This window comes from Collinsella aerofaciens ATCC 25986 (assembly GCF_964237925.1).
Classification (GTDB): Bacteria; Actinomycetota; Coriobacteriia; order Coriobacteriales; family Coriobacteriaceae; genus Collinsella; species Collinsella aerofaciens_BJ.
In genome coordinates this window covers 1-11,571 of record NZ_CAXSKI010000031.1, presented here as the reverse complement: position 1 = coordinate 11,571, position 11,571 = coordinate 1, and the positions used below count along the sequence as shown (strand labels likewise).

At 58.0% G+C, this 11,571-nt stretch carries 14 protein-coding genes and 1 tRNA gene; 2 read left to right on the top strand and 13 right to left on the bottom strand.

Annotated features, from left to right (window positions below; all coding sequences use genetic code 11):
• Positions 1-202: 202 nt before the first annotated feature.
• Complete coding sequence (locus tag ACESWY_RS10175; RefSeq protein WP_373093973.1) at positions 203-685, bottom strand: PTS sugar transporter subunit IIB; 483 nt, start codon at positions 683-685, stop codon at positions 203-205.
• Positions 686-842: 157 nt separating this feature from the next.
• Here ACESWY_RS10175 and ACESWY_RS10170 point away from each other — a divergent pair.
• Positions 843-918: transfer RNA gene (locus tag ACESWY_RS10170), tRNA-Thr, on the top strand.
• Between the two features lie 196 nt (positions 919-1,114).
• Here the strand turns inward: ACESWY_RS10170 and ACESWY_RS10165 are convergent.
• From ACESWY_RS10165 to ACESWY_RS10155, 3 genes are all read right to left on the bottom strand, one after another.
• The gene (locus ACESWY_RS10165) at positions 1,115-1,588 is read right to left on the bottom strand and encodes a NanQ anomerase/TabA/YiaL family protein (RefSeq protein WP_373093975.1); all 474 of its coding nucleotides are present in this window, start codon (positions 1,586-1,588) and stop codon (positions 1,115-1,117) included.
• Between the two features lie 197 nt (positions 1,589-1,785).
• Positions 1,786-2,721, bottom strand: coding sequence for a hexose kinase (locus tag ACESWY_RS10160; protein WP_022093844.1), 936 nt, complete (start codon positions 2,719-2,721; stop codon positions 1,786-1,788).
• Positions 2,722-2,780: 59 nt separating this feature from the next.
• Complete coding sequence (locus ACESWY_RS10155) at positions 2,781-3,662, bottom strand: aldose 1-epimerase family protein (protein WP_161144534.1); 882 nt, start codon at positions 3,660-3,662, stop codon at positions 2,781-2,783.
• Positions 3,663-3,818: 156 nt separating this feature from the next.
• On the opposite strand from ACESWY_RS10155, the gene ACESWY_RS10150 reads away from it, so the two are divergent.
• Complete coding sequence (locus ACESWY_RS10150; protein WP_161144535.1) at positions 3,819-4,403, top strand: flavodoxin domain-containing protein; 585 nt, start codon at positions 3,819-3,821, stop codon at positions 4,401-4,403.
• Positions 4,404-4,478: 75 nt separating this feature from the next.
• Here the strand turns inward: ACESWY_RS10150 and nagA are convergent, their stop codons facing one another.
• The 9 genes from nagA to ACESWY_RS10105 form a co-directional block, all read right to left on the bottom strand.
• Positions 4,479-5,648, bottom strand: coding sequence for an N-acetylglucosamine-6-phosphate deacetylase (gene nagA / locus ACESWY_RS10145; protein ID WP_022094606.1), 1,170 nt, complete (start codon positions 5,646-5,648; stop codon positions 4,479-4,481).
• Positions 5,649-5,765: 117 nt separating this feature from the next.
• Complete coding sequence (locus ACESWY_RS10140; protein WP_035137674.1) at positions 5,766-6,932, bottom strand: AgaS family sugar isomerase; 1,167 nt, start codon at positions 6,930-6,932, stop codon at positions 5,766-5,768.
• Positions 6,933-7,046: 114 nt separating this feature from the next.
• Positions 7,047-7,778, bottom strand: coding sequence for a GntR family transcriptional regulator (locus ACESWY_RS10135; protein ID WP_022094608.1), 732 nt, complete (start codon positions 7,776-7,778; stop codon positions 7,047-7,049).
• Positions 7,779-7,963: 185 nt separating this feature from the next.
• Positions 7,964-9,046, bottom strand: a complete 1,083-nt coding sequence (locus tag ACESWY_RS10130; protein ID WP_055251210.1) for a PTS system mannose/fructose/sorbose family transporter subunit IID — start codon at positions 9,044-9,046, stop codon at positions 7,964-7,966.
• Entirely contained in the window at positions 9,036-9,836 is an 801-nt protein-coding gene (locus ACESWY_RS10125) for a PTS mannose/fructose/sorbose/N-acetylgalactosamine transporter subunit IIC (RefSeq protein WP_022094610.1), read from the bottom strand. Before ACESWY_RS10125 ends, ACESWY_RS10130 begins: the two co-directional genes overlap by 11 nt.
• Positions 9,837-9,926: 90 nt before the next feature.
• Positions 9,927-10,409 (bottom strand): PTS N-acetylgalactosamine transporter subunit IIB, encoded by a 483-nt coding sequence (gene agaV / locus ACESWY_RS10120; RefSeq protein WP_022094611.1) that lies wholly within the window; start codon positions 10,407-10,409, stop codon positions 9,927-9,929.
• Positions 10,410-10,445: 36 nt separating this feature from the next.
• Positions 10,446-10,727, bottom strand: a complete 282-nt coding sequence (gene yajC, locus ACESWY_RS10115) for a preprotein translocase subunit YajC (protein ID WP_022094612.1) — start codon at positions 10,725-10,727, stop codon at positions 10,446-10,448.
• Positions 10,727-11,170, bottom strand: a complete 444-nt coding sequence (locus ACESWY_RS10110; RefSeq protein ID WP_035137680.1) for a PTS sugar transporter subunit IIA — start codon at positions 11,168-11,170, stop codon at positions 10,727-10,729. Before ACESWY_RS10110 ends, yajC begins: the two co-directional genes overlap by 1 nt.
• 147 nt (positions 11,171-11,317) lie before the next feature.
• Positions 11,318-11,571, bottom strand: a 254-nt coding sequence (locus tag ACESWY_RS10105; protein ID WP_373202375.1) for a hypothetical protein, incomplete at its 5' end; no start/stop codon positions are given.

The following is an 11,571-nucleotide window of genomic DNA, read 5'->3' as shown; positions in this document are numbered from 1 at the left end:
CGAGCTCCTGTGCGAATTGGAGAGAACGCTCCCGCAAACTGCCTCTTGACAACTTATAGGAGCGTCGGTTTTGTTTTTCTCAAATTCGACATGCTCGGCGATAGCCGATCAAACGTAGTAAATGGGCATTGTTTTTGACAGGCAGCATCGCACGCGTCCCTCGCAAGGGCAAAATGATTCGTTTTTCTCCGTCCCCAAGGGATCAGTTGAACAGATTGCCGATGGGGTCGGGATTGGAGCTGGGGAGATAGCGGATTTCTAGTTCTATGCCGAGCTTTTGCAGCTCTCTGAGAGCAGCGACGTCCGCATCGTCTGTGGCGACTGCGGGCGTTATGGGGCGCTTGCCCTCCCCTGCCTGCATATGGCCAATGCTGATCTTGGTGATCGGCACTCCACCCTTAACCAGCGCGAGTGCATCCGTGGGCGACGCCACCATGATGAGAATCCATTGGCGCAGCGTCGCGGTATGAATGATGTCGATGGTCCTTTGCACCGAGAAAAACCGTGTCCAAACGCCTTCTGGCGCCGCCACCCTCATGGGTGCCCATTGGCGCGAATCCGCCGCGATCTCATCGTTGACGATTAGGACAAGGTTGGAACCAGTCGCCTCGTTCCACAGCTCAATGTCTTGCCCGCAAATAAACCGGTCGTCGATGCGTGTGAGAAGAATCTTGGGTTGAGCCATGGCTGCCCCATTCTCTTTGAGACCCGTAAGAGCAAGACATCACGTCTCCAATATTAGTGCATTTAAAGTGAGAAAAGCCGTCAGAACCCTTGCGCGGATGTGCGATGTCCCGTATCATAGACAGCCGTTGACGCCTCAGTTGCGTCATCACATGGCCGCCAGCGTAGCTCAGTTGGTAGAGCACCGCTCTCGTAAAGCGGGGGTCACCGGTTCGAGCCCGGTCGCTGGCTCCATTGCACAAGATAGCCGCCTTCGGGCGGCTTTTTTGTTGCCGATTTCGAGCGCGCATCCGCCAATCCAAGCACAACGCCGTCGGCAACTCCCCTACTCAACAACAAGCCCCGCCAACCGCAATCCCCAAGGGGACCGCGATCAGCGGGGCTCAAACGCGTTCCCCAAGGGAAATCACGCTAGCTCACGAGCAGTTCGTTACTCCTCCCAGTAAGCGTCTGCAAGCAGCTTAAAGCAGATCTTCTTGACCGGCTGCGCGCCATCGCCCGGGAACTCGAGCGTGGGCATGTGAGGCTCGCCGGCAACAAACAGCGCGAACTTGTCGTCAGCAAGATCGCCGGCGATCGAGGCGTCGGAATCGACCAGATCGTAGTCGTCCTTCTCGTCAAACTCCTGAACCAGCGTCAGGCTGCCCGTGGCAACCTTAAAGGCCTCGCGACCCTCGACGTCGATCTGCAGGTCGTGATAGCGCTGATGCGTCTCATAGTGAGCCTCGGCCTCGGGACGCGTCGTGGGAGCCATGACGTTCGCATAGACCTTGTCGCCCAGAACCGGATGGCTGCCGACCTCGAGCTGCGCCGGATCGTTCTCCTCGAGCCAGTCGATCAGCACGTCGAGGCCCTTGAGCATTCCGCGGTACTCCTCGATATCGCCCAATGCACCGTAAATCATCTAAATCCCCTCTCGGATCGTTTCTTTGGCGGCTACGCGATAAACGCGTTACCGACGCTGTTGCCGCCCACATACGTCTCGACCAGGGTAAGGTCGGGATTGAACACGACAACGTCGGCGTCGCGCCCCGACATAATGCTATCGCACTTGTCGTCGACATGAGCTAGCAAGCGATGCCGGGGCCGACACCCAAGCCCTTACAGCTCGGTCACGACAACGCCGTTGTAGACCTCGTCCCAACGGTCCATGACCAGATGGCCAGTCATGGGATCCATGGCATTGAGCTTGCCGCAGGTGTTGGCGGTACGCAGCACCGTCTCGTCGTCTGCGCCAGCAGCAATGGCATGCGCGAAGCCAGCGATAGTGGAGTCACCAGAGCCCGTGGCGTTAACGGCAGGGATATCGGGCGTCTTTGCGCGGAACGCACGGCCATTGTGGAAGCCAACGGAGCCGGCAGCGCCCATGGACACGACGACCCAGGGGATATCGGAGAAGCGGGCATCAGAGGCGAGCGCGGCGCGGAGCTCGTCCACATCGTCGGTGGTAAAGCTCGTGCCCAGAAGGCCGTTGATCTCGGTCAGGTTAGGCTTGACCAGCTCGGGCTTAATTTCGGACTTAAGGGCGGCCTCGAGCGAAGCACCCGAGGTATCGAGCAGCACCTTGGCGCCGGCGTTCTCGGCAATGCCCGTGATCTTGGCATAGTAGTCTGCCTCGACACCGCGGGGCAGAGAACCCGAAATGGTGACAACGTCGGCCTTGCCCGCAAGCTCAGTAAACTTGGCGGTAAAGGCATCGAGTTCCTCGGGGGCAATTGTCGGGCCACTCTCGAGCAGCTCGGTCTGGTTGCCGGCGTGGAGGATGTTGAGGCAAATGCGAGTCTCGCCCTTGATGGGCACAAAGTCGTTGTTAATACCGTTAGCATCCATGAGCTCAGCCATGTAGGCGCCCATGTGGCCGCCGAGCAAACCGGTTGCCACAACGTCGTCGCCCAGCTGACCCAGCACACGGGCCACGTTGAGGCCCTTGCCGCCGGCGGTCTTTTCGGGCGTCACGCGGTTGACGTCGTCGATAATGAGCTCATCGAGCTGATAGCGCGTATCGACAGACGGGTTCATCGTAACGGTGAGGATCATTTTTAGCTCCTTATCTCGCAGGCTCCTTATGCCTCGCGATACGAGTCGACAAAACGGAATTACAGAATCTCAATCGTGAACGAGCGGACGACGGTCTCCTTGGGCTTGGCGACAAGGCAGCCGCGCTTATGCTCAAGCACGTCGTCCTCATCGGAGCAGGTCGAGAGACCGCCCCAAGGCTCAACCGCCACAAAATCGCCCTCGGGCTTACTCCACACAATGAGATACGGGAAGCCCTCGAAGCTCAGGCGAACGCCCTTGTCCTCCCCCTTCTTAGAAAGCGTGACCTGGCGGCTCTCGAGCACGTCAAAGATGGTCTCCGCAAAATCGAAGAGCTCGTGCGACAGGGGCAGCGTCTTTCCCACCATGGGGTTCTTGGAACGGTTTGCCACGTCAATCAATCCGGTCGAGGGCACGGCGGTGCAAAGCTCCGCAGCCTCGTCTTTCTCAAAGCGCAGCTCGTAGTCCGTATAGGCCTCGCCCTCATCGAGCGGACACCTGAAGCCGGGATGACCGCCGATAAAGAACGGCATGTCCTCGGTTCCCTCGTTGGTCACCTCATAGGAGACGCGCACGGCGGTATCCTCGAGCGCATAACGAGCGACAAGCTTAAACGGATACGGATAATCACTCAGCAATGCGGCGTTATCCTCCGAAGCCAGGCACATCGCCAGCTCGTTCTCGCCTTGGCTCAACAGCTTCCACTCCTGTTTGCGCGCAAACCCGTGGCGAGCGAGCTTTACATGATGCCCGGCAAATGTCATGGCGCTGTTGTCGCGCAAGCCTCCGCAAATCGGGAAGCAAATCGGTGCCTGGCCGGACCACACGGCGGGATCGCCCTGCCACAAATACTCGCGTCCGTCAGCCTCAATCGAGGTAAACGAGCCGCCGGCCGTGGAAACCTTGATAGAAATCGAATCGTTGGAAAGAGCGTATTCCATTGCCCATCCTTTCGAACAACTGCTTTTTGCTCGCAAGAACCCGTCTCGGCCCTGACCAAAGGACAAACCCGCACGTTCATCGATGCGGCCGGTATCCCCGCCATGTAACGGGGTACCATACAGACATTGATGCAATTACAGCTGAAAGGCCTTCTTATGCGAACCATCATCCTCTACGCCTCGCGCCATCACGGCAATACGAAAAAGCTCGTGGACGCCATCGTCGAGGCGCACCCCGAGATCGATACCCTCGACGTGAAGTCACTCGGCAAAAACGAGTACCCCAACCTGCACGAATATCATCTAATCGGCGTCGCCACGGGCATCTATTACTCCGAGATCGACAAAGATATGGCACGCGTGCTCACCAATGTGCTGCAGCCGCAAGACAAGGTGTTTGGCCTCATGACCTACGGTGGCAAAAACAAGTGGTACGGCAAGGATATCGATGGCATCTGCCGCATGAAGCAGGCCATCTTTATGGGTGTCTACGGCTGCCCCGGTTTTGATACGTGGGGGCCGTTCAAGCTCGCCGGCGGTGTCCAAAAGGGACACCCGACCGCCGAGGAAATTAAGGGCGCCGTCGACTTCTTCGACAAGATCGAAGACGAGTATGGCGACATCATCGTCGAAGAGTACGCCAAGCGTGAGAAGCGTCTAGCCTACGAAAAGGAGCATCCTGCGGGAGGTCTTGTGGCCGGCGTCAAGCGCACGGCAAAGAAGATCGCTAACAAGCTGTAACTGTGAAGGTGCTTTTGAGCGTTTAACCCATACGGCGGGTCCGAGCAGATTCGGGCCCGCCGTCTTTTTCTATCGTTACTCGGTAAAGGCGTTGCCGACGCTCTGGCCGCCAACATACGTCTCGACGAGGGTGAGCTCATGGTCGAACACGACAAAGTCGGCGTCGCGACCCGGCATGATGCTGCCGCACTTATCCTCGATGTGCGCGGAGCGTGCCGGCACCTCGGTTGCCATGCGAATGGCGATATCGGCGCTGGCGATGCCCCAGTCGACGATGTTCTTGACACCCTGGGCAAGCGTGAGCACCGAGCCGGCAATGCTCTTGCCGTCAGCGAGCCAGCACAGGTTGTCCTTCATGATGACGTCCATGCCACCACTGGTGTAGCTGCCCTCGGGCATGCCGCCGCAACCCAGGCAGTCGGTGATGAGCACCGTGTGCTGCCAGCCCTTTGCCTGCAGCAGTGCCTTGATGGCGGCAGGGTTTACGTGCTTGCCGTCACAGATGATCTCGGCGTAGGTCTCGGGCGTGGACATGGCAGCGCCCACGACACCGGGCTCACGGTGATGCAGGCCGCGCTGACCGTTATAGGTATGCGTAAAGCAGCTGGCACCGGCGTTGATGGCGGCGATGCACTCATCGTAGGTGGCATCGGAGTGACCGATGCTGGTCACCACACCCTTGGCGTTCAGAGCAGCCGCATAAGCAGCGGCACCGTCGCGCTCGGCCGCCATGGCGCTCTTAACGATGCGACCACCCGCAGCCTCCTGCCACTGATCGAAGACCTCCTCGGAGGGATCGATGAGGTAAGCGGGGTTCTGCGCGCCCACGTGCTTCATGGTAAAGAAGGGGCCCTCCAGGTAGATGCCCTGAATGCGGGCACCGCAGAAGTCGGGGCCGCGACCCTCGTCCGCCTGAGCGATGGCGGCGCAGGCGTCCTTGATCTGCTCGACGCCATCGGTGAACGTCGTGGGCAGCCAGCTGGTGGTACCGCGACGGGCGAGCTCGGTCGAGCTGATATCGATGCCCTCGGGATCGTTATCGGTAGTTGAGTGGTTGTAGAAGCCATGGATGTGAGTATCGACCATACCCGGTGCGATCCACGATCCCGTGTAGTCCTTAATCTCGCAAGAGGGCTCGTCGGCCTGCCAGGCGCCAAAGACGCCATCCTCGACCATAAGATAGCCGCCCAGTTGCGGGCCTGCCGGCAAGAAGAACTTGTCAGCCTTAATTGCGTACGTGCTCATATGCACTCCTTGCTTCTAAAGCAGTTGACTGTGGTGATGCTTATACCCAGCTCACGTAAAACAAAAAGCGCCCGCCCGCCGTTATGAGCGGACGGGCGCCCTTACAGGGGGACGCGATTAAGCGGTGAAGGGGTGAATCGTCACGCCCTTAACCACGCGGTTGACCGTGCCAGTGGGGCTCGGCGTGTCGGGCGTGTTGCCCACGCGCACGGAGTTGAGCAGGCTGATAGCCTGGGCAAACATCACGAACGGCAGAGCAAGGTAGCCCTCGGGAAGTGCCTCGTAGCCCTTAAAGGTGAAGGACTCACCCTCATAGACGGTGGCACCTTCCTGCTGAACGGCGATGGTGTGCTGAGCGATCTCGTCGCCACCGATCTCGTTGAGGATGTCGATGTCGTACTGACGGGTGTAGGCGTCGTTATTGACGAACACGAAGACGAGCGTCTTATCGTCGACGAAGGACTTAGGTCCATGACGATAGCCCATGGAGGTGTCGTAGGAAGTAGCGACCAGACCGTGAGCGAGCTCGAGGATCTTGAGCTGGCTCTCCTGGGCAAGGCCACCGAAGGAGCCAGAACCCAAGTAGGTCACGCGGTTGAAGTCGCCAGCCAGGTAATCGGCGATCTCGGGCTCACGGGAGATGACCTCCTCGCCCATCTTGGCAATCGTCTCGACCCACTCGGCCTTCTGCTCATCAGAGGCAGTGTCGAAAATAAGGGTAGAGAGCAGGGTCATGCAGGAATAAGAACCGGTCATGGCGAAGCCCTTGTCGTTGGCGCGCGGAATGAGCAGCGTCAGCGCGTTGGGATCATCGGCAGACTCGACGGCGAGCTTGCCCTCGGGAGCGCAAGTGATGTTGAGGAACTTGACGTTGTGGACGAGCTCCTTGGCAACGGCAACGGCGGCAAGGCTCTCGGGGCTGTTGCCAGAGCGGGCAAAGGAAACCACGAGCGTGGGATCCTCGGCGCGCAGGAAGTCGCGCGGGGCGCTCACGATGTCGGTCGTGGCGATGGGCTTAAAGTCGTAGAGATCAGTGTTGCCAGCGTGACGCAGGTACGGGGCGCAGGTATCGCCAACGTAGTCGGACGTACCGGCACCGGTGAAGACAACGGACAGACGGCCCTCGCCCATAGCGCGAGCCTCGGCCAGGAAGGCCTCGATGGCCTCCTTGTTCTCGCGATAGATGTTGAGCGTATCACGCCAAAGCTCGGGCTGCTGAGCAATCTCGGCCGTGGTGATCTGGGCGCCGAGCTCGGTGAGCTCCTCGACACTCTTCTCGAACATTTTTAATACCTCTCTCTAGAAGTAATCATCTGACGTGCAATTATACACTTCGGTTGGTTATCTGGTAGTAACCAGTTAAATGCAAAGAATCACCATATGGAAACGATGCGAGCACTAGTTACTGCGCTGGTGGTAAACCTTGTATTTAAACTGATCGGCACGAGCAACCGAGAGTGTGTACTCCACTACCTCGTTTGACTCGTTATACGTAGTCCTGACCAAATCGAGCACAGGCGAGCCCTCGACAATTCCCAAAAGGTGGGCATCGGTGGGACGGGCTATGCTCGCATAGAACTCCTCTTCGGCCACGCGAATCTTTTGCTGAAAGTCCTGCTCAATCACATCGTAAAGCGGCTTACGCTCCAGCAGCGGTCGCTTTAGGGACAGAAATTGACGAACCGGTAGATAGCTGCGTTCGACCATCATGGGCATGTTGTCGGCAGAGCGAAGGCGCTTGAGCTTAAAAATGCGATCACCGATGCGCAATCCCATATGCTCGGCCAGATTCTTATCGGCCTCCATCTCGCAAAACTCGAGAATCGTGGTCTCGGGTTCTCGACCCATCGCGCGCATCTGCTCGGTAAAGCTGTAGGACTGCATAAGATTGGTTGCTTTTGCCGAACGGTCGGTCACAAAGGTACCGCGACCGTGCTGCCGAACCACCAGTCCTAAACGCTCCAGTTCCTGCAGAGCCAGGCGTACCGTAGTGCGCGAGAGACCATAGCGCTCCGAAAGTTCGCGCTCGGAAGGAATCATGTCACCGGCGCGATATTCATGGTCAATCTTTTCGGTCAGAATATCGACCAACTGATCGTACAGCGGTTGCTTACGCGCTCCGATCGCCATCCTATCCTCCCTTTTGCTCGAATTCGGCTAACTACCTAGGGTGTTATGCATTATCTGTCTGCCACACCCGAATCATTAAGAAAACAAAAGCCGCGCGCTCTTTCGAGCACGCGGCTTTTAACATACACATGGCTTAAGGGGTCGGGGTGTGAGCCGCGTAGGGACACACCCCTCAAGCTAGAGCCTTACCAGATGCTCGGCCAGAGACCAAGCGGGCCAGCGCCCAGGATGCCAAGGACGAAGAGCAGGAGAATGCCCTTGGTCGGGGTCCAGCTGTGCTTAGCGAACATGTAGTAAAGCAGCAGCGTAAGCATAAGCGGGACGAGCTTCGGGACGATGGTGTTGAGGGTGTCGGCAACAGAGAAGTTGACCGGATCCTCGGTAACGGTGCCGTAGGTCACGGACTCCATGCCGTTACCCAGATCGGTGACGCCGCACTCGACAGCGTTGCCGTCGGCATCGGAAGCGGTAAGGGCGTTGCCGTCCTTATCGGTCATGGCGATGGTACCGGCCTCAGCGGTCTCGGTATCGATGCCCTCCATACCGGTGAAGTTCTCGGCCTCCTTCTCGGAGACGATCACGGTAGTAGCGGAGAGACCACGGGTGGTGCCGTTGGGGATCTGGAGGTTGATCTGGGTGCCACCCATGGTGACGACCAGGCAACCGACGACGAAGACGCCCATGATGGAAGCGGCACGCGTGAAGGCCTGCATGTTGGCGGTCAGAGCGTCAATAGCGCTGGTGCCAAGCTTGTAGGACCAGTTCATGAGCCAGAAGCGCAGAGCGAACTGGACGACGTTGAAGATCACCAGGAAGATGATCGGTGCAGCGGCGTTGCCGTTGATGGCCATGTTGGAGGTGATGCCGGCCGTGATAGGCACGAGCGTCAGCCAGAACAGGGCGTCACCGATACCACCGAGCGGGCCCATTGCGGCGACGCGGACGGCGCGGATCGTGGGGATGTCAACCTTGTTCTGCTCGAGCGAAAGCACGATGCCCATAACAAAGGTGACGAGGAACGGGTGGGTGTTGAAGAACTCCAGGTTGTGGCTCATGGAAGCCGCGAGGTCGTTCTTGTTGGTGTGGATCTTCTCCAGACCGGGAATGATGGAGTAAAGCCAGCCAGCGGCCTGCATGCGCTCGTAGTTGAACGATGCCTGCAGGAAGCAGGAGCGCCAAGCCATCTTGTTGAGGGTCTTCTGGTCGAGCTGCGGAGCAGGAGTGAGATCCTCGTAGTGCTCCGGGATCACATACTCATTAGATGCCATCTTCGAAGTCACCTCCGTCAGAAACAGCTGCACCCTTCAGCTCGGTCTGCTGCTGGAAGTCCCAGAAAGCGATGCCGAAGCCGATGAGAGCGAGGATGAGCAGAGCAGGGGTTGCCAGCGAATCGTTGGCAACGGTGATGAGCGCGAGGCCAAAGCCCATGAGGAAGAAGCCCCACATATCGCGGTTCATCATAACCTTGAGCAGGACGGCGAAGCCGACGAAGCGCATCATGCCGCCTGCAGCGGAGAGACCGGTCTGCAGCCAAGTCGGGATGGCAGAAGCGATGGTCTGACCGATGGTAGCGCCAGCGATGAAGAACAGGGTGACGACGACAGCGAAGATCAGGCCGAGCAGAGCCATGGCGAAGTAGTTCAGGCGCTCGATGCCCTTGGTGTCCGCGTTGTGAGCCATGTTATCGGCCGTGGACATAAGCGGGGACATAAGCGTGAAGACCAGGGTAACGCCAAGCTGGCCAAGCAGAGCGAACGGAATGGCGAGGCCGACTGCCGCGTTGGGCTCGAGGCCCGTGGCGATAGCGAGAATGGCTGCCATGATGCCGCCGATGACGGCGTTAGGCGGCTGAGCGCCTCCGATCGGCATGTTGCCGATCGTCATGAGCTGATAGGTACCACCCACGAGAAGACCGGTGTTGAGGTCGCCAAGGATAAGACCGATGACGGCGCCGGTGACGATGGGCTGATAGAGAGACTCGAGGAAGTCAAACTGGTCGATTGCCGCGATGAACGTGACGACGAAGACCAGAGCGATCTGGATGATCGAGTATTCCATCTTGCTCCTCCTTTCAAAATGTATGTACGCACTTTGGATTTCACGTACAGAACGTCAGGGTTTCACTCCTGACAACGTGGATCACGAGGATTACGAGAAGAGCTTGCTCGTGTCCTCAACAGGCGTGCTCGGAACGCGCCTGATCTCCAACTCCACCCCCAATTCCTGCAGCTCTTTAAACGCAGCGACATCCTCGTCGTTAACTGCGACGGAGGTGGCGACTTGGCGCTTTCCTTCCGACATGTGCATGTTGCCGATGTTTACCTTCTTTATAGGCACACCGCCCTTGACGAGCGTAAGCACGTCTTCCGGTGTTTCGGCCACGATGAAGATCTTCTGGCGCGGGCTCGCCTTGCCAATGACGTCGATGGTCTTCTGCAGAGAGAAGAAACGCGTAGCGACGCCGGCGGGAGCGGCCATCTTCATGAGGTTCTGGCGCATGGTGTTGGACGCCACGTCGTCGTTGGCGACGAGGATGAGGTTGGAGCCCAGGGTGGAGTTCCACTGGGTGGCAACCTGACCATGAACCAGTCGGTTATCGATGCGGGTAAGAAGAATGTTGGGTTCTGCCATGTTGATCAGCTTCCTTTCGTTATTTGCTGACGACAGTTACTTGATCTCCTGAATCGCGTAACGCGAAACATCTACGACGGCTCCGGATCGGACTTTGATCTGGACCTTCTCGCCTTCGATGCCTTTGACGGTTCCGTAGATACCGCCGGCGAAAAGAACCTCTTGACCCGGCTTGAGCTCGGTGTGCAGCTCCTTGAAGTACTTCTGCTTCTTCTTCATGTTGATTTGCGACCAGATGGTGTAAATCAAGCCCATGATGACAAGCAGGCCTAAAAGGGCGACCGAGGAGCTCAGGACGTTGGCTCCGAAATCGGCCATTAGATGCCGTCCTCGTCGCCGAAGATATCCTCTTCCTCGGAGCCGGCAACGGATGCGACCGTCTGGGCGGTGACGCCCGTCTGGCCAACGGTCACGGCCTGCTCGCCAAGCTCGGCGAGCGTGGCATTGCCGCGGAGGAACAGAAGCTCAATAACCATGGGAAGGTTGGTGCCAGTCAGAACCTCGACGTTGTCGACATCCTGGGCAATCATCATCGACTGGTTGAACGGGGTGCCGCCAAGCAGGTCGGTAAAGACGAGCACGCCATCGCACTCCTCGCGCATGGCGGTAATAGCGGCGCGGAGATCCTCACCGTAGGATGCGGCCTGGTCGCCCTCAAAAGGAACGACGGTAAAAGCAGGCTGGTCGCCGGCAACCATAGCGATAGCGCTTGCAAGGCCGGGTGCGAACTGTCCATGACCGGTAAGAATAAAGCCAACCATTCAAATTTCCCTTCCGAAGGTGTGTACGATCTGAGTCCGATGATTTTCGAAAGCCAGCGGGCAATTGCCCTTAAAGCTTCTTGGAAAGCGTTCTTTGAAGACCAGTGGTTTCTAAACTGGTAGTAACCACGTGACGTGTTGTTGTCACTATATCACCCCAGAAGAGGCCGCTTCCGTTGATTCATACGGTAAAACGTTTTTGCACCGTTCACGGTGATAAATCGACCGTTTACCGCTCGTTAACACTTCTACCTGCGGTTTTGAAACCGTTTCGAAACGCTTTGGCAAAAGATCGGAACTTTTTTTGTGTCTAAACAACGCAGGGGGGGTGCGGACGATTTCTTGGACCGCGCCTAGGCGTATCCAAGCTTCCTGCGGTACTCCATCGGGCTCAGCCACCC